Origin of the sequence: Labrys sedimenti (genome assembly GCF_034424805.1) — a bacterium.
In the GTDB taxonomy this organism is placed as follows: domain Bacteria; phylum Pseudomonadota; class Alphaproteobacteria; order Rhizobiales; family Labraceae; genus Labrys; species Labrys sedimenti.
Genome location: NZ_JAXOUF010000025.1, coordinates 21,020 through 47,703 on the forward strand (window position 1 = coordinate 21,020; position 26,684 = coordinate 47,703).

24 protein-coding genes are annotated in these 26,684 nt (G+C 65.5%); 8 read left to right on the top strand and 16 right to left on the bottom strand.

The features are described from left to right. Nucleotides 1–165: 165 nt before the first annotated feature. Together U1R88_RS31870 and U1R88_RS31875 are read right to left on the bottom strand one after the other, a co-directional pair. Nucleotides 166–1,323 carry a DUF2778 domain-containing protein gene (locus U1R88_RS31870; protein ID WP_322434924.1) on the bottom strand — a complete coding sequence of 386 codons (1,158 nt, stop codon included), beginning with the start codon at nucleotides 1,321–1,323 and terminating at the stop codon, nucleotides 166–168. Nucleotides 1,324–1,665: 342 nt separating this feature from the next. Further along, nucleotides 1,666–3,087, bottom strand: coding sequence for an aminotransferase-like domain-containing protein (locus U1R88_RS31875; RefSeq protein ID WP_322434925.1), 1,422 nt, complete (start codon nucleotides 3,085–3,087; stop codon nucleotides 1,666–1,668). A gap of 156 nt (nucleotides 3,088–3,243) precedes the next feature. Here U1R88_RS31875 and U1R88_RS31880 point away from each other — a divergent pair, with 156 nt between their 5' ends. Both U1R88_RS31880 and U1R88_RS31885 read left to right on the top strand, forming a co-directional pair. Beyond that, on the top strand, nucleotides 3,244–3,663 hold the full coding sequence (locus U1R88_RS31880) for a DUF983 domain-containing protein (protein WP_322434926.1): 420 nt from the start codon (nucleotides 3,244–3,246) through the stop codon (nucleotides 3,661–3,663). A 230-nt stretch (nucleotides 3,664–3,893) separates the two neighbouring features. After that, nucleotides 3,894–4,802 (top strand): hypothetical protein, encoded by a 909-nt coding sequence (locus U1R88_RS31885; RefSeq protein ID WP_322434927.1) that lies wholly within the window; start codon nucleotides 3,894–3,896, stop codon nucleotides 4,800–4,802. Nucleotides 4,803–4,824: 22 nt separating this feature from the next. Here U1R88_RS31885 and U1R88_RS31890 read toward each other — a convergent pair whose 3' ends face one another. Further along, nucleotides 4,825–6,282 carry a DHA2 family efflux MFS transporter permease subunit gene (locus U1R88_RS31890; RefSeq protein ID WP_322434928.1) on the bottom strand — a complete coding sequence of 486 codons (1,458 nt, stop codon included), beginning with the start codon at nucleotides 6,280–6,282 and terminating at the stop codon, nucleotides 4,825–4,827. 406 nt (nucleotides 6,283–6,688) lie between these two features. Here U1R88_RS31890 and U1R88_RS31895 point away from each other — a divergent pair, with 406 nt between their 5' ends. From U1R88_RS31895 to U1R88_RS31905, 3 genes are all read left to right on the top strand, one after another. Next, nucleotides 6,689–6,868, top strand: coding sequence for a hypothetical protein (locus U1R88_RS31895; RefSeq protein WP_322434929.1), 180 nt, complete (start codon nucleotides 6,689–6,691; stop codon nucleotides 6,866–6,868). A 287-nt stretch (nucleotides 6,869–7,155) separates the two neighbouring features. Beyond that, nucleotides 7,156–7,692: an HNH endonuclease gene (locus U1R88_RS31900; RefSeq protein ID WP_068293627.1), complete on the top strand. Its 537-nt coding sequence runs from the start codon at nucleotides 7,156–7,158 to the stop codon at nucleotides 7,690–7,692. Between the two features lie 103 nt (nucleotides 7,693–7,795). Beyond that, nucleotides 7,796–8,521 carry a haloacid dehalogenase type II gene (locus U1R88_RS31905; RefSeq protein WP_322434930.1) on the top strand — a complete coding sequence of 242 codons (726 nt, stop codon included), beginning with the start codon at nucleotides 7,796–7,798 and terminating at the stop codon, nucleotides 8,519–8,521. Between the two features lie 83 nt (nucleotides 8,522–8,604). On the opposite strand, the gene U1R88_RS31910 is transcribed toward U1R88_RS31905, so the two are convergent. The 3 genes from U1R88_RS31910 to U1R88_RS31920 form a co-directional block, all read right to left on the bottom strand. Further along, nucleotides 8,605–9,213, bottom strand: a complete 609-nt coding sequence (locus U1R88_RS31910) for a SagB/ThcOx family dehydrogenase (protein ID WP_322434931.1) — start codon at nucleotides 9,211–9,213, stop codon at nucleotides 8,605–8,607. A 220-nt stretch (nucleotides 9,214–9,433) separates the two neighbouring features. Continuing rightward, nucleotides 9,434–10,471 carry an aldo/keto reductase gene (locus U1R88_RS31915; protein WP_322434933.1) on the bottom strand — a complete coding sequence of 346 codons (1,038 nt, stop codon included), beginning with the start codon at nucleotides 10,469–10,471 and terminating at the stop codon, nucleotides 9,434–9,436. A gap of 92 nt (nucleotides 10,472–10,563) precedes the next feature. Further along, on the bottom strand, nucleotides 10,564–11,448 hold the full coding sequence (locus tag U1R88_RS31920) for a LysR family transcriptional regulator ArgP (RefSeq protein ID WP_322434934.1): 885 nt from the start codon (nucleotides 11,446–11,448) through the stop codon (nucleotides 10,564–10,566). 118 nt (nucleotides 11,449–11,566) lie between these two features. Between U1R88_RS31920 and U1R88_RS31925 the strand changes: the two genes are divergently transcribed. Next, entirely contained in the window at nucleotides 11,567–12,166 is a 600-nt protein-coding gene (locus U1R88_RS31925) for a LysE/ArgO family amino acid transporter (RefSeq protein WP_322434935.1), read from the top strand. Nucleotides 12,167–12,200: 34 nt separating this feature from the next. On the opposite strand, the gene U1R88_RS31930 is transcribed toward U1R88_RS31925, so the two are convergent. From U1R88_RS31930 to gloB, 9 genes are all read right to left on the bottom strand, one after another. Beyond that, on the bottom strand, nucleotides 12,201–12,881 hold the full coding sequence (locus U1R88_RS31930; RefSeq protein ID WP_068293612.1) for a response regulator: 681 nt from the start codon (nucleotides 12,879–12,881) through the stop codon (nucleotides 12,201–12,203). A gap of 117 nt (nucleotides 12,882–12,998) precedes the next feature. Then, nucleotides 12,999–15,665 (bottom strand): sensor histidine kinase KdpD, encoded by a 2,667-nt coding sequence (locus U1R88_RS31935; RefSeq protein ID WP_322434936.1) that lies wholly within the window; start codon nucleotides 15,663–15,665, stop codon nucleotides 12,999–13,001. A 79-nt stretch (nucleotides 15,666–15,744) separates the two neighbouring features. Next, a complete protein-coding gene (gene kdpC, locus U1R88_RS31940; RefSeq protein WP_322434937.1) occupies nucleotides 15,745–16,347 on the bottom strand; it encodes a potassium-transporting ATPase subunit KdpC in 603 nt (200 codons plus the stop codon). Nucleotides 16,348–16,502: 155 nt separating this feature from the next. After that, nucleotides 16,503–18,554, bottom strand: a complete 2,052-nt coding sequence (kdpB, locus tag U1R88_RS31945; RefSeq protein ID WP_322434938.1) for a potassium-transporting ATPase subunit KdpB — start codon at nucleotides 18,552–18,554, stop codon at nucleotides 16,503–16,505. A gap of 12 nt (nucleotides 18,555–18,566) precedes the next feature. Further along, nucleotides 18,567–20,276: a potassium-transporting ATPase subunit KdpA gene (gene kdpA / locus U1R88_RS31950; RefSeq protein WP_322434939.1), complete on the bottom strand. Its 1,710-nt coding sequence runs from the start codon at nucleotides 20,274–20,276 to the stop codon at nucleotides 18,567–18,569. 196 nt (nucleotides 20,277–20,472) lie between these two features. After that, nucleotides 20,473–20,571 carry a K(+)-transporting ATPase subunit F gene (gene kdpF, locus U1R88_RS31955; protein ID WP_202908516.1) on the bottom strand — a complete coding sequence of 33 codons (99 nt, stop codon included), beginning with the start codon at nucleotides 20,569–20,571 and terminating at the stop codon, nucleotides 20,473–20,475. A 201-nt stretch (nucleotides 20,572–20,772) separates the two neighbouring features. Beyond that, a complete protein-coding gene (locus U1R88_RS31960) occupies nucleotides 20,773–21,207 on the bottom strand; it encodes a hypothetical protein (RefSeq protein WP_322434941.1) in 435 nt (144 codons plus the stop codon). Continuing rightward, the gene (locus U1R88_RS31965) at nucleotides 21,204–21,629 is read right to left on the bottom strand and encodes a cupin domain-containing protein (protein ID WP_322434942.1); all 426 of its coding nucleotides are present in this window, start codon (nucleotides 21,627–21,629) and stop codon (nucleotides 21,204–21,206) included. The genes U1R88_RS31960 and U1R88_RS31965 overlap by 4 nt, the downstream gene beginning before the upstream one ends. A 74-nt stretch (nucleotides 21,630–21,703) precedes the next feature. After that, entirely contained in the window at nucleotides 21,704–22,471 is a 768-nt protein-coding gene (gene gloB / locus U1R88_RS31970) for a hydroxyacylglutathione hydrolase (protein ID WP_322434943.1), read from the bottom strand. 114 nt (nucleotides 22,472–22,585) lie between these two features. Between gloB and U1R88_RS31975 the strand changes: the two genes are divergently transcribed. Both U1R88_RS31975 and U1R88_RS31980 read left to right on the top strand, forming a co-directional pair. Then, nucleotides 22,586–24,079, top strand: coding sequence for an HAL/PAL/TAL family ammonia-lyase (locus tag U1R88_RS31975; RefSeq protein ID WP_322434944.1), 1,494 nt, complete (start codon nucleotides 22,586–22,588; stop codon nucleotides 24,077–24,079). An 87-nt stretch (nucleotides 24,080–24,166) separates the two neighbouring features. Then, the gene (locus U1R88_RS31980; RefSeq protein WP_322434945.1) at nucleotides 24,167–25,021 is read left to right on the top strand and encodes an amidohydrolase family protein; all 855 of its coding nucleotides are present in this window, start codon (nucleotides 24,167–24,169) and stop codon (nucleotides 25,019–25,021) included. 197 nt (nucleotides 25,022–25,218) lie between these two features. Here the strand turns inward: U1R88_RS31980 and U1R88_RS31985 are convergent, their stop codons facing one another. Beyond that, nucleotides 25,219–26,673 carry a M48 family metalloprotease gene (locus U1R88_RS31985; protein WP_322434946.1) on the bottom strand — a complete coding sequence of 485 codons (1,455 nt, stop codon included), beginning with the start codon at nucleotides 26,671–26,673 and terminating at the stop codon, nucleotides 25,219–25,221. Nucleotides 26,674–26,684: the final 11 nt, after the last annotated feature.

The following is a 26,684-nucleotide window of genomic DNA, read 5'->3' on the forward strand; positions in this document are numbered from 1 at the left end:
TCGGTCGGCGCAGCCAAGGCGCGACCAGGATCTGTCAGATTGAATGACAAGCTGCGATGCTAAGCAAAAGTCGCTGGAGCGTAAACGCTTCTTTGTTCCGGTGCTTTGGTTCGAAGCCTCTTGACGATTGCTGCTTGCCTCTCGCCGCAAGAGACTTCGGGAGGATCAGCGCCCGGAGGCAAACCACCAGCGGCTCTTGTTGCGCGAGGCGATCTGGCTGCTCGCCTTGCCGTTACCGGTGACGACCACCAGCCTGTTGACCTCTCCATTGCGATAGGCGCGAAGGAAGCGGGCATAGTCCTTGAAGGAGACACAGCCATTCGAATCGCCACGCGGTCCGAGCATATAGGTGTGCGCCAGCAGGCCGTCGCGTCCGAGCACGGTGCCGGATCCGTTGGCAGGGATCATGCGCAGGGCGGCAACGCCATGGAACAGGGCTTCGCGCGGCTTGAGGTCATAGGTCTGGGGCGGTGTGGCGCCCCGGTTCTTCACATGCACCGAGCCGGGATCGTCGAGATAGGGGCCGAGGCCGGAATGGGCTTCGAGGCGCTCGCCATTGGGCAGAAAGACCGTGCGGGCGGAGATATCGTAGATGGCGGTGCGATTGCCGGCCAAGGGACGGGACAGCGGCGGCTCGATGGCGGGCCGGTCGAGGGGGCGTGCCTCATCCGGGTCGATGGAGGCGAGGGCCGTCAGGGGGATGGCCGGACGGGTGGGCGGCAGCGGGACCAGATCGGCCGGATCGGCTTCGGCTACACTGCCATCGGTCGGGCGGATCGGTGGCAGGGGCAGGGTTTCGGCAGGGGCGTCGGGCAGGCTGCCGGTGGCGACGACATCCGGGGCCGCCGCTTCCGCCGGCGGCGAGGGCAAGGCCGCGACCGTCTGCACGGAACGGATGACGGGAAGGGCCTCATGCATGCCATCGTCACTCGGGGCGAAGGCCATCAGGCTGGCGAGCACGGGGGCAGCCGGGCGGACGGCCCCGCCCGAAGCCGGCAGGCGTACGCCTTCCGCGATTTCGGGACCGGTATTGGCGGTTGCCGGTGGGGGCGCGGCAGCAGCAACTTCGTGTTCCGGCGGCCGCGGCGCCGGCCGGAGCACGCCCGCCTGCACCAGGGCCTTGGGGGCGAAGGGATCTTCGGCACGCAGGTGAAGATGGGAGGGCTTGGAAGCGGAGACCATCGAGGGTGCCACCAGCGCGACCGCCGTCCAGGCTGCGGCGACGGTCCCGAAGCACAGCCCGGCAAGCGCCATCCAGCCGGCGGTGTTCCGGCGAGGCCTGCGGCCTCGGACATAGCTGCCGGTAGGACGGGCGTGGGTCATGTTACTCGCTTCCGGCTGGCCAGGCGGCCTTGCGGCGCGAGGACCTTCGGTTGGGTACTGTTTGCGGGTGGTTGCGAGGGGAACGTCTCGCGCCATCGATCCGCCGATCGACCCGCAAACTTTGCCCAATCTTGGTAACCAAACCCTTTACGCGCGGGTCAGGACCGTGCCGTTCGCGTGTTTGTGCGGATGTGGGTGCTTGGGAGTGCCAACCTCACAGCTCCATCAGATGATTGAGCAGGGCTGACATCCTGGCGGCCGGCAAATGCTTCGTTTCCGAGAGGTCAGCCGGAGCTGACACTCCGCATGGATGTGCCTCTTCGTTCAAACGCGAACGTTGAATTAGACGATTCCCGGCACACCCTCCGGCGGGACCGAAAGCAGGGCCGCCAGCGTGTTGAGTCCCTGGCGCAGGGCGTCGTAGCTCGGCGCAGCGCCGAGCGAGATGCGCAGCGCCGGCGGCGGGGCGCCGACGGCGAAGGCAGCGCTGCCGACTAGGGCGAGCCCGGCCTTGCGGGCGACGGCGCTGAGATCGGCGCCGACCCAGGCCGGCGGCAGGCTCAGCCACAGATGGTGTGCGTCCGCGGCCGCGCGATAGGTGAAGCCGTTCAGCGCCGTCGCGGCGATGGCCTGGCGTACATGGTTCTCGCTCCGGATGGCGGCCGTCAGGCGGGCCATGGTGCCGTCCTTGATCCAGATGGTCGCCAGGCCGGACATCAACGGGGGTGCCATCAGGTTGATGATCCGGGTCTGGGCCGTGATTTCGAGCGCCTCCGCCTGACCCGGCGTGACGACATAGGCCAGCCTCAGAGCGGGCGTCGCGCATTTGGACAGCGTGGCGATGTGCCAGCTTCGTTCGGGGGCGAGGGCTGCGAGCGGGGGTGGCGCGTGTTCGGGCAGCGCGCCATAGGCATCGTCCTCGATGAAGGCGACGCCGTGCTTGCGGGCGATGGAGACCAGGGCCTGCCGCCGCTCGGCGGGCAAGGTCGCGGTGGTCGGGTTGTCGAGTGTCGGCACGCAATAGAGCGCTCTCGGCCGGTTCGTCCGGCAGAGTGCCTCGAAATAGTCGGGCAGGAGACCATCCCCATCGGTGGGCACCGCCGCCAGCCTCACGCCGCAGCGGGCGGCCACCGAACGCAGGCCGGGATAGGTGACCTCGGGCGCCGCCAGCACCGATCCCGGTTCGAGCAGGGCCGACACTACCGCGAACAGGGCTGCCTGCGAGCCCGAGGTCACCACCAGCCGTTCGGGCGAGATGGCGCCGAGGCGGGGCGCCAGGAAGCGCGCACCGGCCGCACGGTCGCCGGGAATGCCGGCATTTTCCTGATAATGCAGCCGCGCCAGCACGTGGGGCGAGGCGAGGACGGTGGCGATGCCCTCGGCGATGGCCTCGCGCAGCCCGGCCTCGGCCGGCTGGGGCGGCATGTTCATGCTCAGATCGATCAGGGCCGTGGCCTCGGTCGGGCGGGGCTCGTCGACGACGATGCGGGCAGGCACGGTCCGGGAGGCGCTGACGATGGTGCCCCGCTTGGTGTTGCCCTCCACCAGGCCGGCGCGCCGGACCTCGTTGAACGCCCGCGTCACCGTGGTGAGGTCGACGCCGAGCGCCTTGGCGAGTTGGCGCTGCGGCGGCAATTGCACGCCCGCTGCCAAGCGTCCCGAGCGGATGTCGGCCGACAGCGCCTGGGCGATGGCGAGATATTTGGGCGCATCGCGGGCCAGTTCGGCGGGGAGCCAGAATGCCGCAGGCGAATTGTCTTGCATTTGTATGCCTACAATAATAGAAAGCGTGCGTTGATCGATCCGGAAAATCGTAAAATTCTTTGATTTCAGGTCGATTCCTTGATTCTTGACGGCAGGATAGTCATATTTGTATGGAAATTCAATCCATACATTCTGCCGGAACGAAGGAGCCCTTCGATGGAAGAACAATCGGCAGCCTCACAGTCGATCTGGCGTTGCGGTATGCGCGGCCGCTGCCCGCGCTGCGGACAGGGCAAGCTCTTCAACGGCTTCCTGACGCTCGCTCCCAAATGCAATGCCTGCGGGCTCGATTATTCCTTTGCCGATCCGGCGGATGGCCCGGCCTTCTTCGTGATGATGACCATGGCCTTTCCGGCCACCGGCTTCGGCATGTGGATGGAACTGAGTTTCGAGCCGCCGCTCTGGGTGCATTTCGTTACCACGTTGCCCTTCCTGCTGTTGTCCTGCATTCCCATTCTGCGTCCGATCAAGGGCGTGCTGGTGGCGAGCCAATACATCAACAAGGCGGAGGAGGGGCGCCTGGTGCCGCAGGACGAACCCTCCCATGAGCAGCCGCGCCTGGCGCGACAGAGCTGACGGGCGCGATTGCCTCAGCCGGCTGCAATGGGCCGGAATGGCGCTTCTTCCGGTGCAAACGCATTCGTGACCCAGCCTTGTTTGCGCTGGAGCAAAGTGCGATTTCTCGCGAATCGCACTTCCTCTCCAACTCTTTGTTTTGACGCGTTTTCTTAATTGAAAAGTCTATCAACTTTTCTGGAAAACACTTTAGCCTTGGGTTCGACACCTGAAACAGCGGGGCCTGTCTCATGTATTCGTCCTTCGCCGTTCCGGTGTCGCCGCGCGGTTTCCATGATCGGATCTATGCCGGCGAGATTGCCTGCTTTAGCGGACTTTCGCCGATGCAGGCATTGGTAGCCTTCACCCGAGGCCTGCTGGAAGACGCTTTCCATCCCCACCAGCCGCCCGAGATTCATCGCCATCTCGACCATGACCGGCAGGTCGAGGAATTTTCCAGGCTGCAGAAGGCATTTGTCCAATCCGCCGAGGTCAAGCGCCTGTGGAGCGAAATTTTCGCAGCGCTCGGCCTCGATCCGGAAAAACTCGCGCGTGACCGGCTGCATCTTCGCTTCCAGCCCCACCAGCCGCCTGCAGCGAACCTGCCACGGGCGCGCAGCACCGCCACTATCGCCTTTCACCGCGACACCTGGGGCTCCAACCTCTATGCGCAGACCAATTGGTGGGCGCCGATCTATCCGATCACGGCCGGGCGCACTTTCGCGATCTATCCGGATCTGTGGACCAGGGCGGTGCCCAATACCAGCGCTTCCTTCGATCTGGAGGCCGTGCTGGCCCGTGCCAAGGTCGCAGGTCGCCATGCCGTCGATGCCGACGATGCCATCCCGCATCTGAGCGGCGCCGTGGATGTGGGGAGAGTCGAGCCAGTGGTGGTCGAGCCGGGGGAGGTGATCGCCTTTTCCAGTGCGCATGCGCATGCCGGCGTGCCCAACAGCACCGATTTCACGCGCATCTCGCTGGAGACGCGAACGCTCTGGATCGAGGATATCGCAACTGGGCGCGGTGCCCCCAATATCGACGGCGACGCGCCCTGGATGGCGCCCGGCTGGTTCCGGCGCGTCAGCGACGGTGCCAGGCTGACGGAACTCCTGGGCCTCAACACCCTCGAGCCTTACAGGCGCGAAGGCCCGGTGACCTGACGATCGTTCCTCGCCGGTCTCGTCAGGTCGCCTGTTCGGCCTCGTGCCGCTTGAGGTGGCCGCTCATCGATGCCCCTGCATTGTAAGGCAGCTTGGCGTTCACCGGCGAAGCCAGCAGGGAAATGGCGGTGACGAACAGAAACGCCATCGAGAAGTCCATCAGCGTGGCGTGCTCGTGTCCCAGGACCAGCTTCGAGCCGGTCAAGGCCAGGGCGCCGGCGCAGATGCCGAAGGACAGCATCAACTGCTGGAAGGTTGTGTAGAAGCTGTTGGCCGAGGAGGTGCGGGTTGGCGGAATGTCGTCGTAGCAGACGGTGTTGTAGGCGGTGAACTGCAGCGACATCGAGAAACCGCAGACCAGCAGCACGGCGAAGATGGCCCAATGCGGCCAGTCGGGGCGGAACAGGGCGCAGGCCGCATAGAGCAGGCTGGAAAAGATGCTGTTCCAGATCAGCGTGGTGCGGAAGCCGAAGCGCTTGAGGATCGGCTTGGCCGCCGCCTTCATCAGCATGGAACCGCAGGCGGTGGCGAGGGTGAGCAGGCCGCTCTCCGCCGCCGACATGCCGAAGCCGATCTGCATCATCAGGGGCAGCAGAAAAGGCTGGGCGCCCTGGGTGATGCGCGAGAGCGAGCCGGCGACCAGCGAGATGCGGAAGGTGCGCACCCGCATCAGGCTGAGGTCGAGGATCGGGGCGAAGTCGCGGGGCTTGCGGGCATGGACGACATAGACCGCGCCGCTGACGAGGCCGATCACCAGCAGGGCGATGGCGAGCGGCGCTTCCTCGGCGCTGCCACGGCTGGTCATCTCGAAGCCGAACAGCAGGCAGGCGAGCGAAATGCCGGAGAGCACGAAACCTTTCATGTCGAAGGGCTCGCGCTTGTCTTCCTTCATGTTGGGAATGAAGATCTGGGTGAGCACCAGGCCGAGCAGGCCGATCGGGATGTTGATGTAGAAGATCCAGCGCCAGTCGAGGAAGGTGACGATGAAGCCGCCGACCGGCGGGCCGAGGATCGGGCCGATCAGCGCCGGCACCAGCAGCCAGCCCATGGCGGAGACGAGGTCCGATTTGTCGACGGTACGCAGCAGGACCAGGCGCCCGACCGGCACCATCATCGCCCCGCCCGCGCCCTGCAGCAGGCGCGCCGCGACCAGGACGGGCAAGGTCGGCGCCCAGGCACACAGGATCGAGCCCAGCATGAACACGGCGATGGCGATCGAGAACACGCTGCGGGCGCCATAGCGGTCGGCGATCTTGCCGCTGGCGGGAATCAGTACGGCCAGGCTGAGCAGGTAGGACGTCAGCGCGATGCTCATATGCGCCGGCGAAACGTCGAAGGATTTGGCCATGGTCGGCAGGGCAGTCGCCAGGATGGTGGCGTCGAGCTGTTCCATGAACATGGCGCTGGCAATGATCAGCGCGGTGGTTCTGAAATTGGGCCGTGCCATCCGGGGCATCAGGCCAGCGGTCACTTCGGACATTGGAGCAGGCAATTCATGACAAGGCCCGTCCCAAGGGGCGGGCCAGAATGGTGGCCGACTCGACGCCGGTCATGACGCTTGATTGGTTATAGGTACGCTTTTGTTCTGACGAAATGGCAAAAGTAGGGAGAGACAACATATAGTTTCGCATAGCTGAATCGCGCTGGGCGAGATGCAAGCTGGTTTACAGGTCCGGCGCATCGACGCCGCATATGCCGGAGATTTTATTCAGCGATATAAGATATTATCCAATTGGATCATGTGTCCCGGAAAAGAGCAGAATTCTTTCGAAATTTTTGCTGTTTTTGCGGGCGGATGACGCTTTCGCGCTTGATTTTTGTCGTTTTCGGGCGGCATAAGCCTAGTCATCGGGAAGGGGATGGGCCTCTTCCTTCAAGAGCCGGACATGCCGTTGCCGACCCATTTCAACATCTTTGCGTTTGCGGATGACGCCTCCCTGCTGCCGGCCTGCATGCCGGGCATGGGCGTGGCTACCCGCAGCCAATGCAAAGGTGCCGGCCGCGACCTGTCGAATGCGAACCGTATGATCGTCGCCAAACTGGCGCAGGATCACACGAGAATCTGAACCGGCGGCAGGGCAGTCCCCTCCGCCTTGATGGCAGGAGGGTATGTACGCCCGCGACACACTCCAAACAATCCGGACGGTCGGCATGCTCCGCATGCCAGCGTGTGGCCGCGTGCACATCATCGTGCTGTCATCATTCCGTCTTTTCGTTGCCGGACAACTGTCCAGCTAGACCAGCCAACGGGGCTGGCCGGGAGTCAGACAGCGAAAACCAGAAGCCGGCCGGGCAACCGGTCATCCATTCCTCCAGCCCGTGTTAACTCCAGGAGCCGAGCGTTGAGGTAGTCATGTCGTCCCACCCCGCTTTGATATTGAATGCCGATTTCAGACCCTTGCGGTATTTTCCGCTGTCGCTGCTGTCGTGGCAGGATGCGCTGAGGGCCGTGTTTCTCGACCGCGTGAGCGTGGTGGCGGAATATGATGCCGTGGTGCGCAGTCCGTCGACGACGATGCGCCTGCCTTCCGTGGTTGCCTTGCGCGACTATCAGAAGGTGGAGCGCATGGTGCCGTTCACCCGTTTCAACCTGTTCCTGCGCGACGGCTTCACCTGCCAATATTGCGGCGATGGTTTCCAGGCCCGCGATTTGCAGTTCGAGCATGTGGTTCCCCGCTCCAAGGGCGGGGCGACCTCATGGGAGAACATCGTCGCGGCCTGTGGCGATTGCAACGCCCGCAAGGCCGACCGTATGGATATGAAGCCCTTGCGCAAGCCGGCGCGGCCTTCGCCCTGGGACCTCCTGGAGGCGAGCCGGCATTATCCGCACAACTATCTGCACGAAAGCTGGGTCGACTATCTCTACTGGGACAGCGAACTGGTTTCGTGAGGATCCTCAAACCGGAGAGGGCGGTGGCGACACCGCCCTCTTTTGCTTATGCGCCGCGAGCGACGGCATGCCTGCCGATCGCGATTGCCTGGGAGAAGACGGGATGCCGGAACTGACGGACTTCAAGGTCTTGACCTTCGATTGCTACGGCACGCTGATCGACTGGGAAACCGGCATCTGGAATGCGCTCCAGCCCTTGCTCAGCGCCGGCGGGCGGGTGATCGGGCGCGAGGAGGCACTCGCTGCCTTCGCCCGCCGCGAGACCGAGCAGGAACTCCAGACGCCCTCGCTGCTCTATTCGACCCTGCTTGCCGTTACCCATGCGCGGCTGGCGCAGGATTGGGGCATCGCCGCCCATGCCGACCTGCATGAGCGCTTCGGCGCTTCCGTGCCGGACTGGCCGGCCTTTCCGGATTCGGCGCAGGCGCTGGCTTATCTGAAGCGCCACTACCGGCTGGTCGTGCTCTCCAATGTCGACCGCCGTAGCTTCGCCGGCAGCAACACCAAGCTCGGCGGCCTTTTCGACGCGGTCTACACCGCCGAGGATGTCGGTTCCTACAAGCCGGATCCGCGCAATTTCAGCTATCTCATCGAGCATTTGTCGCTGCAGTTCGGCCTCGAGCCGGCCGATGTGCTGCACACCGCCCAGAGCCTGCACCACGATCACGTGCCGGCGTCACGGATCGGCCTGGCACGGGCCTGGATCGACCGCCGCGCCGGCAAACAGGGCGGTGCCACCTTGGTGGTGGAAGGCGTGCCGGAACCGGATTTTCACTTCCACAGCCTCGACGCATTGGCCGAGGCGCATCGCCAGGCGCATGCGGGTTGAGGCGGTCGTTGCAGCAGTGAAACCGGTAAGGGCCCGCTGGGCGGGGGATGGGCGCCATGACCCCCTTGGTAGGAGTTCCCGACCTATCCGGCTTTCGGATAGCCAACGGGCATCAGCCCAACCGGCTTTTCCGTCGGGGGGATGCAAAAAGCCCGGCCCATGGCTGCATCGTCGAAGCCGGCAACCAAAACCGTGGCCAGATCCAGCGCGGCGGCTGTCAAGGCTGCATTCTGCGCAACATGTCCGGCTTCGAGCCACACATAGCGTTCGGCTCGCCCTGCCGGCGGTTGATCCGCGTAGGGGATCGTCGTCTTCTCGAATGCCGCCGAAATGTGAAGCGCCAGAGCCGCCTCCGCGACCCAGGGCGCCTCGAAGGTCGCCGCGGCTGCCTTCGACAAGGCCATGGCATCGTTGTCTATCGCATCGAGAGCATGGCGTTCGACATCATAGCGGTAGAGACCAGCCGACAAGGTCGCCACACGGCGAACAGCAACCGTCAGTGTCAATGGATAGCGCGCACCCGCGGACGGCGTGAGCCTCTTGTCGTCAGCCCGTCGACGTCCCTGCATGGCGAAGAGCAAGGTACCAAGGTCGTCGATGGAAATGGGCCGATCCGCGAAGTCACGGATCGAGCGGCGTGCTTCCAGCCTTATGGCAGGCAATCCGCTGGTCGGGTCTGTCAGGACAATCATCGGCACTCACCTTGCAATCCGGATGTCGCGGATGTCCGGGACAACGATGCACCGCCCTGTCCGACTTCTGCAACCTTCAGCCCCGGGACCTTGCCGATCCGGCAATGTGCTGACTGTGCTCCAGCGGTGCCTCCACATCCATCGCCTCTGATGATGCAAGTCACTCCGAGGCATGCCGTTTCTTTCCGAGCCTCGCGCCGGATGCTCTTGTGTTTTGAGCTTACGGAGCCCTCGCATCAATCAGTCCCTGCTGGCGCAAATCGCTCCAGAAGGCGTCGGGAATGGCGACGCCGAGCAGGCTGACATTCTCGGCCGCCTGTTCGGGCGTGACCGCGCCCGAAATCACGCTCGCCACGATCGGATGGCGCAGCACGAACTGGAAGGCGGCCGCCTTCAGCGGCACGTTGTGAGCGGCGCAGACGACCTCGATCCGCCGCACCTTCTCGATGATCTCCGGGGCGGCCGGCGTATAGCGATAATAGGGCGTGGGCACGCCTGCGCCGGTGGCAAGGATGCCGGAGGCGAAGGGCGAGCCGATCACCACGCCCACCCCGCGCTCCTGGCAGAGCGGAAATTCGAGGTCGAGCGGGCCCTGGTCGATCAGCGTGTAGGGCATGGCGACCAGGAAGAAATCGAGGTCGAAGCGCTTGAGCATTTCGGGAATGGTGCCGAGCACGTTGACGCCGGCGCCGATGCCCTGGATCTCGCCGTAATGCTTGAGCATTTCGAGCGCGCGCCAGCCCGAGCGCTCCAGGTCGAGGAAATGCTGGGCGACGAGGTCGGCGGAGCCGACATGCGGCACGTCGAGGTCATGGATGAGCAGGAGGTCGATACGGTTGATGCCGAGCCGCATCTGGCTCTGCTCATAGGCGCGCATCACGCCGTCATAGGTGTAGTCGAAGCGCTCCTGGAAGGAGAGGCCGCCATACCAGAACGGTCCCTTGAAAGTGTCGACGTCCTTGGGCCGATGGAAGGTCCGGCCGATCTTGGTGGAGAGGATGAAATCCGAGCGCGGCCTCTGCCGCAGCGCCTCGCCGAAACGCAGTTCGCTGAGGCCGCGGCCATACCAGGGCGAGGTGTCGAAATAGCGGATGCCGGCATCCCACGCGCCCCTGAAGGTGGCGCGGACCTTGTCCTCGTCGAGGTTCTCGAACATGTCCCCCATCGGGCCGCCGCCGAGGCCGACGGGCGTGAGCATGACAGGGGTCTTGCCGAGCCGGCGTGGCGCGGCATTGCCGGGCATGGTGGGGAGCTGCATGGGTTTCCGTCCCTGAAGTCTTGAAGGTTGGATTCTGATTTGTCCGACAATGGTAGTGGCAAACGCCGCCCTGTCCAGAGGCTGCGGCACTATTACGCCTGTTCCAACCTCGCCCGCGCCGTGCGCAGGATGGAGGCGGTGATGTCCTGGAGGCCCTTCTCCACGGCCCGGCTCCAATGCCAGTAGAGCGGCACCAGCAGCCGCGAGCCGGGATGAATCGCGACGAGGGACCCCTCCTCGAGATAGGGTCTCACCAGCGACAGCGGGTTCATGCCCCAGCCGAGCCCAGCCAGGGCGCCGTCGACGAAGCCGCGGGAGGAGGGGATCCAGTGGCTCGGCCGGTTTATGGGCCGGCCGAAGGTCTCGACCAGCCAGCGGTCCTGCAAGGCGTCCTTGATATCGAAGGTGAGGCAGGGGGCCTGCCGCAGAGCCTCCTCGCTGAGACCCTCGGAAAACCACCGCCTGACGAAGGCGGGGCTGGCGGTGGCGACATAGGTCTGCACGCCCAATGCGCGGCTGCCGCAGCCCTGGAACGGACCGGGTGCGGTAGCGACCGCCGCGCTGACCTCGCCGCGGCGCAGCCACTCGGCGGTGTTGCTCTCATCGTCGAGCACCAGGTCGAACAGGCGTCCCTCCAGGCCGGACAGGGCGGGAAGGAACCAGGTCGCCAAGCTGTCGGCATTGACGGCGATGCGCACGGTAGGGGCGGGCCCCGGCGGCACCAGGCCCCCGAGTTCGCCGCGCAGTGCATGCTCCATCAGGCCAACTTCCTCGGCATGGCGGCAAAGCCGCTTGCCGGCCGTTGTCGCCGTGCAGGGCTGACCCCTGACGACCAGGCCGGTACCGAGGCGTTCTTCCAGGAGCTTGACCCGTTGCGAGATCGCCGAGGGCGTCACCCCGATCTCCTGCGCCGCCTTGTCGAAGGAACCGGTGCGCACCACGGCGGCCAGCGCTTCCAGCAGCGCATAGTCCAGCATGGATTAATTTTCCTAATCCAGAGATAGATTATTTAAATTTTCTAATTCTCCTGGCGCGTGTAGTCAAACGCCGTCCCGGCGATCGGTATGGATCGGGAAGCCCGTGAAGGGGGAGACAGTGACCAACGCGCTCATATCCGGATTCCTGCTCGGCCTCAGCCTGATCGTCGCGATCGGGGCGCAGAACGCCTTCGTGCTGCGGCAGGGCCTCAGGCGCGAACATGTGTTCTGGGTTTGCCTCGTCTGCGCTTTGTCGGATGCCGTGCTGATCAGCATCGGTGTCGCCGGCTTCCAGGCGGTGGGCGTGGCCGTGCCCTGGATCGAGCCGGTGATGCGTTATGGCGGCGCCGCCTTCCTCATCCTGTACGGCCTGCGCAGCTTCCGCTCGGCGCTTGCCGATCATGGCGGGCTCGATCCGGCCGATGCTGCGGGGCTTGGACTTGGCCGGGCACTCGCCACCTGCCTCGCCTTCACCTGGCTCAACCCGCATGTCTATCTCGATACGGTGGTGCTGCTCGGCTCGATCTCCACGCAATATCAGGGTGCCAAGCTCGCCTTCGGTGCCGGTGCGGTCAGCGCCTCCTTCCTGTTCTTCTTCTCGCTCGGCTATGGCGCGCGCCTGCTGCGCCCGCTCTTCGCCCGGCCGGGTGCCTGGCGGGTGCTGGACGGGCTGATCGGCATGACCATGTGCGGGCTGGCGTTGAAGCTGGTGATGTGAACGGATTGAGGCCGGTTCTCAAACCGCCCCATGCTCACTCCTCGTCCTTCAGGCGATAGCCGATGCCGGGTTCGGTCTGGATGATGCTCGGATTAGCGGGATCGCGCTCGATCTTGGCCCTGAGCTGGCCGATGAAGACGCGCAGGTAGTGCAGGTCCTCGGCATGTGCCGTGCCCCACACCGAGGTCAGCAATTGACGATGGGTGACGACACGGCCGGCATGACGCGCCAGCATGGCGAGCAGGTCATATTCCTTGGGTGTGACGCGGATGGCCTCGCCGTCCCGGCTCACCAGCCGCTTCAACGTATCGATCACCAGGCCGTCGCTCTCGAAGCGGGTGGCGTTGCCCTCCTCATGGGCCTTGTGGCGCAAAGCGGTGCGGATGCGGGCGATCAATTCGCCGATGCCGAAGGGTTTTTCGACATAGTCGTCGGCGCCGAGGTCGAGGGCAGCGATCTTCTCGGTTTCGCGATCGCGGGCAGACAGCACGATGATCGGTACTTTCGACCATTCCCGCACCTTGGTGATGATGTCCTTGCCGTCCATGTCGGGCAGGCCGAGATCGAGAATGACGAGATCCGGCGCGGCGGTGGCGATCAGGCGCATGGCGTCGGTGCCGTTGACGGCCGGCGTCACCTCATAGCCGGCGGCAATGAGGGCCGGTTTCAGGAAGCGCTGGATCTGCGGCTCGTCGTCGACAACCAGGATGTGCATAGGGGAGGAGACTCTTGGTGTGCCGGTCTTTGCAGCTCCATCGAGTAATGGAGCGGGACCGGCATGGCTGCGCAGAATGCCGGTCTGAAGACCGGCATACCGGAAAGGTACACACCATCATGCCCCGGCTGGCAGGCGGATGACAATGCGGGTGCCGCGCTTGCGCACGGCCGGGCTCTCGGCGGTGATGGTGCCGCCCATGGCCTCGATGAAGCCGCGGCTGATCGAGAGGCCGAGGCCGGTGCCCGGTGCCCGGCCGTCGACCTTGCCCCGCCGATAGAACTTGTCGAAGATCTTCTCCAGATCGGCCGGCGGAATGCCCTTGCCCTGGTCGGTTATGGTAACGACCACTTCGTTGTCCTCGCGCCTGGCGAACACAGCGGTCGAGGAATCTTCCCCGCCATATTTGTGGGCATTGTCGAGCAGGTTGAACAGCACCTGGCCAAGCAGGGCCTGGTCGCCGCGCACCAGCGGCAGGTCGGTTGCCAGGCTGGTCTCGACCAGGCGGGTAGGGAAGGCTTTTCGCGCGCGCTCCACCGCACCGCGGACGACGTCGGCGACGTCGAGAAGGTCGCGTCGTGCATTGAGGGCGCCAGCTTCCAGGCGGCTCATGTCGAGGAGATTGGCGACGAAACGGCTCAGCCTGGCTGCTTCCTCTTCGATGGAAGCGAGCAGGTCGTCCCGGCTCTCCTCAGCCATCTTGGTGCCGAGCTGGCGCAACGTGGTGACGGCCCCGGTGATGGAAGCCAGTGGTGTGCGCAGATCGTGCGAGAGCGAGGAGAGCAGGGCGCTGCGCAGCTTTTCGCTCTCCTCGAGCGCAGCGGTGCGTACATTCTCCTTGGCGAGCTTGGCCCTGTCTATGGCGATGGCGGTCTGGTCGAGTATGGCGACGAGAATACGCTCCTCGGCCGGGGAAAGTGGCTCGGCTCCTTCAGGTTGGGCCAGGCCAAGCACGCCGACGGCGCCATTCGGGGTCAGGATCGGCCTGAATTCGAAAGCGATGTTGGGCAGGGTGCCGGTGCCCCGGCCGGCGATCTCCTTCTTCTCGAAGGCCCAGCGCAATGCCGTCATGTCGGTGGAATCGAGGTTGATGTCCGGAGGCCAGGCGGCGGTGACAGTGAGTTCGTCATCGTGCGGCACGGCGATGACCACCCGCCCATGCAGTGTCGCCTGTGCATGGGCGACGGCGGCCCAGAGCACGTCGTCGAGGCTGGTGATGCCGGAGAGCTTCCGGGAGAACTCGTAGAGCGACATGATGTTGGCGGCCCGCCGCCCTTCGCCCTCCGCCCGCTCGCGCACCCGGCCGGCGAGATCGCCCGCCACCACGGCGACGATCAGGAATACCGCCAGGGCGAAAACCTCGTGAGGCTCGGCGATGGTGAAGTTGTAGAGCGGTGGGATGAAGAAGAAATTATAGGCGAAGAAGGAGAGCACCGCCGCCGCGATGGCGCTCCAGCGCCCGACCGTGAGGGCGCTGGCGAGCACCGCCATGAGGAAGAGCATGGAGGCGTTGGGCAGATAGACGAAGTGCCTGAGGCCGACACCGATGCCGACGGCCGCCGCAACGCAGCCTGCCGCCATGGCGAGGCCGGCGAGCGAGGGCTGCAGGGCAAGCCGGCGCCACCAGCGCCGTGCGGGCGGGGCCTCGTTCCCGGTGTTGGTGATGACGGTGACGTTGATCTCGCCGGAGCGGTGCAGCAGGTCGTCAGCGAGAGAACGCCCGGTGACGCGTTGCCACCAGCTCGCCTTGCCGCTGCCGAGCACGATCTGGGTGACGTTTTCGGCACTGGCGAGCCTGAGGATCTCGCCGACATAGTCATGGCCATTGAGCCGCCGGACCTCCGCGCCCAGGCGCTCGGCGAGGCGCAGATTGGCCTCGAGCCCGGCAAGCGCCTCGCCGCCGACTTCCTGCCCCGGGCGCTCGACCGTCACGGCCAGCCAATCGGCATTGAGCCCAGTGGCAAGCCGCCCGGCTGCCCTGACCACCTGCTGTGAAAACGTGTCGGGCCCGACGCAGACGATCAGCCTGTCAGCCGTTTCCCAGGGGCCTTCGATGGCGTTCTGGCGCAGATAGGCGAGCATCTGGTCGTCGACGCGCTCGGTCGTGCGGCGCAGGGCGAGTTCGCGCAGGGCGGTGAGATTGCCGGGCTTGAAGAAGCCGTCGGCGGCGCGCCTGGCATTGTCGGGCAGATAGACCTTGCCTTCTTCCAGCCGCTGGATCAGCTCGGCCGGGGTGATGTCGACGACGATGACCTCGTCCGCCTTCTTGATCACGCTGTCGGGCACGCTTTCGCGCACCGTCACGCCGGTGATGCGCGAGACGACATCGGTAAGACTTTCCAGATGCTGGATGTTGAGCGCCGTCCACACGTCGATGCCGGCGCCGATCAGCTCCTCGACATCCTGGTAGCGCTTCGGATGGCGGCTGTCCGGGGCATTGGTGTGGGCGAGTTCGTCGACGATGATCAGGCGCGGCCGGCGGGCGAGCGCAGCGTCGATATCGAACTCCTCGAGCTGGCGGCCGCGATAATCGACCCTGCGCCGCGCCAGCAGCTCGAGCCCATCCGTCAGGGCGGCGGTTTCGCTGCGGCCATGGGTTTCGACGATGCCGACGATCACATCGATGCCGGCTTCCTTCTCCCGCCGCGCCCGCGACAGCATGGCGTAGGTCTTGCCGACCCCCGGTGCGGCGCCGAGAAACACGGTGAGGCGGCCGCGCCCCTCCCGTCCCGCCAGGCTCAGCAGGGCATTGGGATCGGGACGTCTGTCGGAGGGGAGGGGCATGGGGTTGATTTGGTGTGCCGGTCTTCAGACCGGCATGGTTGGAGAAGGTGCCGGTCTGAAGACCGGCACACCAAAAGGCTCACTTCTTCATAGCATCAAGGGCGAGGTTCAGCGCGAGAACATTGACGCGCGGCTCGCCGATCAGGCCGAGGAGCCGGCCCGATGTCTGGCTGTCGAGCAGGGCCTTCACGTCGGCTTCCGGCAGGTTGCGGGCCTTGGCGACGCGCTGGATCTGCAGGGCGGCATCGGCCGGCGAGATGTCGGGGTCGAGGCCCGAGCCCGAAGTCGTCACCGCATCGGCGGGAACGGCGCCGGTCACGCCCTGCTTGCGCAGGTCCTCGACCGAGGCGGCGACCCTGTCGGCCAGTGCCTTCGAAGTCGGGCCGAGATTGGAGCCGCTTGAGTTGCTGGCGTTGTAGGGCTGCGCCACGGTCTTGCTGGCATCATTGGGGTCGGTGCCCGAGGTTGCCGAGGGCCGGCCCTGGAAATAGCGCTCGGAGGCGAAGTTCTGGCCGATCAGGGACGAACCGATCACCGTGCCATTGCTGGTGATCAGGCTGCCATTGGCCTGGCCGGGGAGGGCGACCTGCGCGATGCCGGTGATGGCGAGTGGATACAGAATACCCAGCAACAGGGTGAACAGGGCCATCATCACGATGGCCGGGCGAAGATGGATCAACATGGGTTTGCTCCTTTGGAGCGCTGAAACAGGGTTGCCATGCGAGGCGGAAGCCCGTCCTGCAGGGAGAGGCAGCAGCAGGTGTGCCTCGGATTGGCGCCGGTCGGACAGAGCGAGCCAGCGGGCCACGCTCCATCCGTTCCTTGTGCGCATTGCCGTCACGCCAGATGCAGGGCTGCGACCACGAGGTCGATCAGCTTGATGCCGACGAAGGGCACCAGGAGTCCGCCGAGGCCGTAGACCAGGAGGTTGCGCCTGAGCAGTGCCGCCGCGCCGACCGGCCGATAGGCGACGCCCTTGAGGGCCAGCGGGATCAGGGCGACGATGATCAAGGCGTTGAAGATCACCGCCGAGAGGATGGCCGACTGGGGCGATGCCAGGTTCATGACGTTCAGCGCCCCGAGTTCGGGATAGGTCGCGATGAACAAAGCCGGGATGATGGCGAAATATTTGGCGACGTCATTGGCGATCGAGAAGGTGGTGAGCGAGCCGCGCGTCATCAGCAATTGCTTGCCGATGCCGACGATCTCGATCAGCTTGGTGGGGCTGGAGTCCAGGTCCACCATGTTGCCTGCCTCGCGCGCCGCCTGGGTGCCGGTCTGCATGGCGACGCCGACATCGGCCTGGGCCAGCGCCGGCGCGTCATTGGTGCCGTCGCCGCACATCGCGATCAGGCGCCCGCCCGTCTGTTCCTTGCGGATATAGGCAAGCTTCTGCTCGGGCGTGGCCTCAGCCAGGAAGTCGTCGACGCCGGCCTCCGAGGCGATCGCGGCGGCGGTGATCGGATTGTCGCCCGTCACCATCACGGTGCGGATCCCCATCGAGCGCAGTTCGGCAAAGCGCTCTTTGATGCCGGGCTTCACCACGTCTTTGAGGTGCACGACGCCGAGGATGCGGCTGCCATCGGTGACGCCGAGCGGGGTGCCGCCCGTGCGGGCGACTTTCTCCACCGCCTGCCGGAAGGCGGCGGGAGCGGCCTCCAGCGTGGTGCCGGCGAATTTCACGATCGCATCGACGGCACCCTTGCGGATGGAACGTCCGTCGATGTCGATGCCCGACAGGCGGGTCTGGGCGGCGAAGGCGATGGTGGTTACAGCCTTGCAGGTCAGGTCCGGCTGTGTCAGGCCATATTCGCCCTGGGCCAGCGCGATGATCGAACGGCCCTCGGGCGTCTCGTCGGCGAGGCTTGCCAGCAGTACGGCCTCGGCCAGGTCCTGTTCGCTGACGCCGGGAACGGCCAGGAACTCCGTCGCCATGCGGTTGCCGAAGGTTATGGTGCCGGTCTTGTCGAGCAGCAGGGTGTCGACGTCGCCGGCGGCCTCGACCGCGCGGCCGGAGGTTGCCACCACGTTGAAGCGGATCAGGCGATCCATGCCGGCAATGCCGATGGCCGAGAGCAGGCCGCCGATGGTGGTGGGGATGAGGGTGACCAGGAGCGCCACCAGCACGGTGATGGAGAGCAGCGTGCCGGAATAGCCGGCAAGGCCCCACAGCGTGACCACGGCGATCAGGAAGATCAGCGTCATGCCCGACAGCAGGATCGACAAGGCGATCTCGTTGGGGGTCTTCTGGCGCTCGGCGCCTTCCACCAGCGCGATCATGCGATCGATGAAGGAGGAGCCGGGCTGGGTGGTGATGCGCACCTTGATCCAGTCCGACAGCACCTGCGTGCCGCCGGTGACCGCCGAGCGGTCGCCGCCGGATTCGCGGATCACCGGGGCGGATTCGCCGGTGATGGCGCTCTCGTTCACCGAGGCGACGCCCTCGATCACCTCGCCGTCGCCGGGGATGAGGTCACCCGCCTCGACGATGACGATGTCGCCGATCGCCAGCCGGGTGGCGTCGACGACCTGGAAGTTTCCCAGGTCGGCCGCCGCCGAAGGCATGCGCTTGGCCTTGAGGTCGGACTTGGTGCGCTTGAGGCTCTCGGCCTGGGCCTTGCCGCGCCCTTCGGCCACGGCTTCGGCGAAGGTGGCGAACAGCACGGTGAACCACAGCCAGGCGGCGATCTGCGCGCTGAAACCGACACCGGCGCCGGTAAAGGCGTCACGCAGGCTGAGCACGGTGACCAGGGCCGCCACCACCTCGGTGACGAAGATCACCGGATTGCGGATGAGCAGCCTGGGGTTGAGCTTAACGAAGGCATCCTTGATGGCGGGCAGCAGGATGGCCGCATCGAACATGGAGGGGGAAGTCGGTTTGGATGACATGATAGCCATTCCTCAAAAAGTCTTGCCGGCGAGCATGACGAAGTGCTCGACGATCGGCCCCAGCGCGAGCGCCGGGAAGAATTGCAGGCCGCCGACGATCAGGATGACGCCGACCAGAAGGCCGACGAACAGCGGCGTGTGGGTGGGGAACGTGCCGGCCGAGGCAGGCACCCTGGTCTTGGCGGCCAGGGAGCCGGCAATCGCCATCACCGGTACGACATAGGCAAAGCGTCCCAGCAGCATGGCGATGCCGAGCGTGGCATTGAACCAGGGCGTGTTGCCCGACAGGCTGCCGAAAGCCGAACCATTATTGGCTGTCGTCGAGGTGTAGGCGTAGAGCAGTTCCGAGAGACCGTGCGGGCCGGCATTGCCGAGCTGCGACAGGGCGAAGGGCGCCATGGCCGAGATCGCGGTGAAGCCGAGGATCGCGGTGGGCAGGATCAGGATCGCCAGCACGGCGAACTTCATCTCGCGCGATTCGATCTTCTTGCCGAGGAGTTCCGGCGTGCGGCCGACCATCAGGCCGGCGATGAACACGCTAAGGATGGCGAAGACGATCATGCCGTAGAGGCCGGAGCCGACGCCGCCGGGCAGGACCTCGCCGAGCTGCATCAGGAACATCGGGATCAGGCCGCCGAGCGGCGTGAGCGAGGAATGCATGGCGTTGACGGCACCGCAGGATAGGCCCGTAGTGACGGCAGCGAAGACAGCGGTCATTGCCTGGCCGAAGCGGATTTCCTTGCCTTCCATGTTGCCGAGGGCCGGATCGAGGCCGAGGTGGGTCAAGATGGGATTGCCCGCCGTCTCCGCCCAATAGATTACGGCCACACCGGCGATCAGAAGGACGCCCATGGCCGACAGCAGGGCCCAGCCCTGGCGGCGGGAGCCGACCATCTGCCCGAAGGCGTAGACCAAGGCCGCCGATATCGACAGCATCGAGAAGATCGACAGGAAGTTGGCCAGTGCGGTGGGGTTTTCGAAAGGATGGGCCGAATTGACGTTGAAGAAGCCGCCACCATTGGTGCCGAGCTGCTTGATCGCCTCCTGGCTCGCCATCGGCCCCATGGCGATGGTCTGCTTGGCGCCTTCCAGCGTGGTGGCGTCGACACCGGCCTGCAGCGTCTGCGGGATGCCCATGGCGACGAAGGCCAGCGCCACGACGATGGCGATCGGCAGCAGCACATAGAGCGAAGAACGGGTGAGATCGACCCAGAAATTGCCGAGAGTCGTCCCGCCCGAGCGCATGAAGGCGCGGGTCAGGGCGAGGGCGAGGGCAATGCCGGTGGCGGCCGAGACGAAATTATGCACGGTAAGACCGGCCATCTGGCTGAAATGGCTCATGGTGCTTTCGCCGGCATAGTTCTGCCAGTTGGTGTTGGTGACGAAGCTTATCGCCGTATTGAAAGCCAGATCCGGCGCCACATTGCCGAAACCCTGCGGATTGAGCGGCAGATAAGCCTGCAGCCGCAGGATCGCGTAGAGCGAGGCAAAGCCCGCCGCGCTGAAGAACAGCATGGCCAGCGTATAGGCAAGCCAACCCTGTTCCCGGGCGGGATCGATACCGGAAAGTTTGTAGAAACCCTTCTCGACCGGGGCCAGCACGGGCGAGAGGAAGGTTCTCTCACCGGAGAAGACACGGGCCATATAGGCGCCCAGTGGCTTCACCGCTGCGAGCACCAAAGCGAACAGAAGGATGATCTGAAGCCATCCGTTCAAGGACATGGAAATTCTCCAAAAGAACACGGGCCCCGCCGATGCTCAGGGGAGATCGTCCCTTGGGGGATTGGCGTGGAGCCCGGAAAAGCGAGAATGAGCAGGGAGCGGGACCGTTTCCCGATGAACCGGTCCCGCGCCCCGTCACGCGCCGTCGCACCGGTGCGGGGGCAGCCGGCGTGGGAGGGCGGTGAAGCCGCGCAGCTCAGAAACGTTCGGGGCGCACCAGTGTGAAAACGAGATAGGCGCCGAGCAGGACGGCCACGAGAAGGCCGATGAGGGGATCGAACATGATGCGCCTCACAGCCTGTCGAGGACGCGGGCATAGACGACCATCAGCAGCAGGCCGCCGAGCCCCAGCGCCATATAGGCAAGATCTAGCATGACAAACTCCAACCCGATTGGGCATGGCTGTGGTTTGCCACCAAAGCGCGTCAGGGTTCGATTCCGATTGTCGAGCCGGGGTATAAGGAAAGTGTAAGGATTGGGGTCGGCGCCGACGACGTCAGAGTGTCCCCGGAGTCCATTTCAGATCGATGATCTTCCAAGCGTCGTAGGATCGCTCGTCAAAGCGAAGAGCATCCTTGCGCGCGAGACACCGCGTGGCGGCGCGAAGGACGTTGGCCCCGACCGTGGCGCTTGTCGCAGCGACCAATTCAGGTCGTCGCGCAAGCGTGCTGTCGCGATTGAAGAAAATACGCACGGTTGCCCATTGGGTACCGGATTGCCCGATCGCGGGTGCCACACAGGGGCGCATGGCACGGGTCAAGATCTCCTGCATTTGCATGATCTGCGCAGGGGCGATCCTCGCTCTATCTGCCTGTGCTGCTGCCCTAGGGATCGCGAAGCAGGCAATGAGGGTCAGCCCAACCGCGACCGAGCGCGGGCCCGCGCCTTTCCAGATCAGGTTCGTGCACGGCAAATTGCGTCGCAGGATCACTGTCCGGGCGCCCAGTTGGGCGGGGCCAGTTCGAAGCCTTCGAAGTGGAAGCCGGGCGCTACCGTGCAGCCGACCAGGGTCCAGTCGCCGAGGCTGCGGGCCGCCTGCCAGGCGCCGGTCGGCACGATACCTTGCGGCCGCTGGCCGGCGGCGAAGTCGGCGCCGAGGATCAGGCGCTCCGTCCTCTCGCCGTCAGCCGAGAGGTCGAGGGCCAAGGGCGCGCCGGCATGGAAATGCCAGATCTCGGCGGCGTCGACCCGATGCCAATGCGAACGTTCGCCGGCCTGGAGCAGGTAATAGATCGCGGTCGAAGCCGAACGGTCGCCGTGAAGGGCGCTATCTTCGAAGGTGCGGACATAATGCCCGCCCTCGGGATGCGGCTGCATGTCGAGGAGGGCGATGATCTCGGCGGCGGTCTGCATGGTCATTCCTGTTGTTTGGAAGAGTCCCGTTTTCCGGGACTCTCGACACTCGCAATATCGGAGCCGGAGGGCGCTCAGAACCGGTTCTTGCGCTCGCGCAGTTCGGTGAACACGGCGACGGGATCCGCTCCTGCCAGTCCGACCTGTGCGGCAATGCCGGCATCGTCGGCGCGCAGGAACGGATTTTCTTGCTTTTCGGCACCCAGCAGCACCGGCAGGGTGAAGTGGTGGGCGCCGCGCTGGGCCTCGACCTCGGCTGCTCGCCTGGCGAGTGCCTGGTTGGCGGGATCGACCGTGAGGGCGAAGCGGGCATTGGCGAGGGTGTATTCATGCCCGCAATAGAGCTGCGTATCGTCAGGCAGGGCCCGCAATTTCCGCAGGGATCGCCACATATCGGCCGGCGAGCCCTCGAACAACCGGCCGCAGCCGAGTGAAAACAGCGTATCGGCGGCAAACAGCAGCTTCTGTTCGGCGAACCAATAGGCGATGTGGCCGACGGTATGGCCGGGTGTGTCGATGATCTCGGCCGCAAGCGAGCCGACATTGACGGTGTCACCCTCCACGACGGTTTCGTCGACGGCCGGGATGCGGTGGGCATCGGCTTTCGCTGCGACCACCCGGCAGCCATAGGAGGTCTTCAACGCCTCGATGCCCTCGACATGGTCGGCATGATGATGCGTGACCAGGATGTCGGTCAGCCGCCAGCCACGTCGTTCGAGGGCGGCTTCGATCGCTTCGGCCTCCGGTGCGTCGATGGCCGCGGTGCGTCCGGTGGCCTCGTCATGAAGCAGCACGCCGAAATTGTCGCTCCGGCACAAGAACAGTTCGATCAGCGCGCTCATTCTCATCCTCGCGGCATGCACATTTATTTGGAGATGCGTCCCCTTCTATGCGATTGGCGGTGTGAGGTCACGCAAACGATGGCGCGGACCGACAGTGATGAGGAAGCCCTGAAAATGTCCGGCGGAACTGTGGTGATCGGCGACGCGCCCCTGACCATCGATGCGCTCACCGCCATCGCCCGCGAGAGCCGCCATGTGATCCTGTCGCCGGCAGCCCGCGAGCGCATCGGTGCGGCACGCTCGGTGATCGAACTGGCCATTGCCGAGAACAAGCCGGTCTATGGCCTGACCACCGGGCTTGGCGCGGGCGTCGACACCCGGCTTTCCGCCGACGATCTTGCCGCCTTCCAGCGGCGTGTCGCCTTCGCGCGCGCCGTCGGCGTGGGCGACGAAATGCCGGTCGCGGAGGTCAGGGCCATGATGGCGGCGCGTATCGCCGGCATGAGCGTCGGCCAGACCGGTGTATCCCTGGCGGTGGTCGAAGCGCTGGCCGCTGCCCTCAATGCCGGATTTCATCCGATCGTGCCGACGATCGGTTCGATCGGGGCCGCCGATCTCGCGCCGCTTGCCCATATGGCCCTGGCGCTGCTCGGCGAGGGCGAGGCCGACTATCGCGGTGAGCGCCTGGCCGGCGCCGAGGCGCTGCGGAGGGCCGGGCTGCAGCCTGTGCCGATCGGACCGAAGGACGGGCATGCGCTGGTAGTGGCCAATGCCGCCTCCACCGGCCGCGGTGCCCTGGCGCTCGCCGAAGCGCGCCTGGCGCTCGATACGCTCGACCGCGCCGCGGCCCTGTCGATGGAAGCCTTCGGCGCCAATATCACCCCCCTGTCCGAGGCGGTGAACGCGGCCCGTCCGGCCCCGGGGCAGGGCGGGGCGGCCCGCGCGATCTATGCCCTGCTGGCCGGTGGCCCCCTCGGCGACAACAAGGCGAGCCGGCGGGTCCAGGACCCGCTGTCCTTCCGTTGTGTCGCACCGGTACACGGCGCCGCGCGCACTGCCTTTGCCGAGGCGGAGGCGATGGTGCTGCTCGAACTCAACCATTCCGGCGACAATCCGGTGATCGTCGAAGGGCAGCTGGTTTCCAACGGCAATTTCGACATGACCGGCTTCACCCTGCGCTTCGAGGCGCTGTCGCAGGCGCTTTCGCATGTGGCGACGATCTCCGCCCAGCGCGCCTTGAAGCTGATGTCGCCCGTCTATTCCGACCAGCCGCGTTTCCTTACCCCGATGGGCCAGAGCCGCACCGGCTTTGCCACGCTGCAGAAGGCGATCGGAGCCCTGGAGGGCGAGATCCGGGCGCGGGCCCAGCCGGCGACCCTGGCCTTGCTGCATGCCGCCGATGGCGTCGAGGACCATGCTGCCAACGCGCCGGCTGCGGTGACCAAGCTCGGGGAGAGCGCGGAGCGGCTGCTGGTGCTGGCGGCCTGCGAATTGGTGGTGGCGGCGCAGAGCATCGATCTGCGCGGCACGGTCGCGCTGGGCGAGGGCACCACGCGCATCCGCGATTTCGTGCGCGCCCATGTCGAGCGCCTGGAGGAGGACCGTCCGAGCGGCCCGGACGTCTCCCGCCTGGCAGAGGCGATCAGGGCACGGGGGTGGGGAGGCTGAGTAGCGTTCCGGCTGGTTGACCGTCTATTTGTCAGGCAATAGCTTGAAGCCCATCAAAACGATCAACGCTATCCGGGCCCGGACATCATGCTCGACTACCCCATCATCGACAGCCATGTTCATCTGCTCGATCCGGCGCGCCTGGGTTATGCCTGGGCCGAGGGCATCACCGGCCTGCGCTCGAAGGCGGTGCCGGCGGACGTGTTCGCCGCGGCCAAGCCGGTCGAGATCGAGCGTTTCGTCTTCGTGGAGGTCGATGTCGATGCCGGCCAGCATCTCGACGAAGCCGCCTGGGTGGCGGAGCTTGCGGCGGCCGAGCCCCGGCTCGGCGCCATGGTCGCAAGCCTGCCGCTCGAAAAGGGGATGGCCGTCCAGGCCGATCTGGAACGGTTGCGCCAGCACAAGGCCCTCAGGGGCATCAGGCGGCTGATCCAGGGCCAGGCCGACCCGGAATTCTGTCTGCAGCCCGGTTTTCTGGCTGGCCTCAAGCTGCTGGCCCGCCACGATCTCTCCTTCGATATCTGTATCCTGCACCATCAATTGCCGAACGTGATCCGCATGGTGCAGCAATGCCCTGATGTCCGCTTCGTGCTCGACCATATCGGCAAGCCGGCGATCAAGGCGGGCGAGATGGAGCCCTGGCGCGCCGATTTGAAACGGCTCGCTGCGTTGCCCAACGTCCATTGCAAGATCTCCGGCGTGTGTACGGAGGCCGACCACCGCAGCTGGACCCGCCAGGAGATCACGCCCTATGTCGAGCATGCCCTGGAGAGCTTCGGTTTCGAGCGCGTGATGTTCGGCTCGGACTGGCACGTGCTGGAACTGGCGGGAACCTATCCCGACTGGGTGCATGTCGTCGACGAGATCGTGCATGACTGCTCGCCGTCGGAACGGCGCAAGCTGTTCAGGGACAATGCCGCGGCGTTCTATCGGCTGAGGTGAGGAGGCCGAGGATGGCGTTCTGTCGAGCGGCACCCCTCCTCCCCCTGCCGGGACCTTCTCCCGCAAGGGGAGAAGGAACTTGATTGGGATGGGCCGCAAAATCTTGCATGCGGCCAGACCGCGCCCCTTGCCAAATAGAGCCCCTTCTCCCCTTGCGGGAGAAGGTGGCGGCAGCCGGATGAGGGGTGGACCACCCTCTACTGCGTGACGACCTTGACGCGGTCGCCCGGCCTGAGCGGGCTGGTTTCGTCAAAGCCGTTCAGGACCAGGAAGCGCTCGAGCTGGTCCTGGGGGCCGGCCATGCGAGCTGCCAGGGACTGCAGCGTATCACCCGAGCGTACGGTGATGATGTCGATATGCTCGGGCCGCACATTGCGCAGCTCGTCCGGCGTCATGCGCCGGAAGCTGTTGGCGGTTTCCTGGAACAGGGTGTCGGTCGCGGCATTGAGGTCGCGGGCTGCCAGGATCAGGCGGTAGACGTCGCTGCCGAAGCGGATGGCATAGAGGCGGAAGCTCCAGTCCGTGCCACGGGCGAGGGCGGTTGCCGCCTCGTTGCCGTTGATGCGCAAAGTGGAGACGGAGGAAGTGTCCACGCCGCTGATCCAGCCCGAAGCAAGATAGTCGGATAACGACTGGCCGTCCTTGGTCTTGACCGTGTCGAGGCGCAGTGCACGGCCGTTGCCGTCGACGCCGAGAATGGCTTGCGGCGTGTTGTCGAGGGTGAAATTGGGCGGAGCGGTGAAGGTGAAGGCCAGGCGCGGCTGCCAGAAGATGCGGCCCTGCACATAGCCCTGCGCCGGATCCTCGCCATAGGTGATGCCGTCGATCACCGACAGGTAGCGGAACTTGTCATGCTCGCCCGAGCCGGGAGCGCCATATTGGGCAGCCTCGGTGTTGGCCTTGGCGATGCGTTCGGGTGTGGAAGGATGGGTCGACAGGAAGTCCGGCGTGGTCTGGCGCGAGCGCGCCTCCACCTGCCGGCGCATCGAAGTCAGGAAGCGCGCGGCGCCATAGGGGTCGAAGCCGGCCTTGGCGATGGTGCGGATGCCGATCTCGTCGGCATTCAGCTCCTGCTGGCGCGAGAAGCTGGCCAGGCTGTTCTGGCTCGAGGACACCAGGCCGGGATTGTGCACGACGCTCGCCACCTTGGAGACGACCAGGGATTGGCGTTCGCGGTCGGCGCGCGCGGCGGCGTGGCGCGCGGACACATGCGCCATCTCATGGGCGATCACGGCGGCGATTTCGGCATCGTCATTGGCAAGCGCGAGCAGACCGCGCGTCACGTAGAGCCGGCCGGAGGGCAGGGCGAAGGCGTTGATCGACGAGGCGTTCAGCACCGTCAGCTTGTAGGGAATGTCGGGCCGATCGGATTGGGCGGCAAGACGCTGGACGAGATCGTCGAGATAGCGCTCCAGGGTGGCGTTGCGATAGGCGCCACCATAGGAAGCCAGAACGCGAGCGCTTTCGCGGTCCTCGGCATTGGGGGGCGCAATCACGCGCGGAGCTTCGGCGGGCAGGGCGGCTGGCGTGGCGCGCGGAAGGTCGCCCGCCTGGTCGTTGTCGCCCACGGTGGCGCAAGAAGTCAGGCCGAGCGCAACCGCCAGGACGCAAACCCGCAGCCAGTTCGGTTGTCTTGCCGCGCCCCCCAGCATCTCGCTCAGCT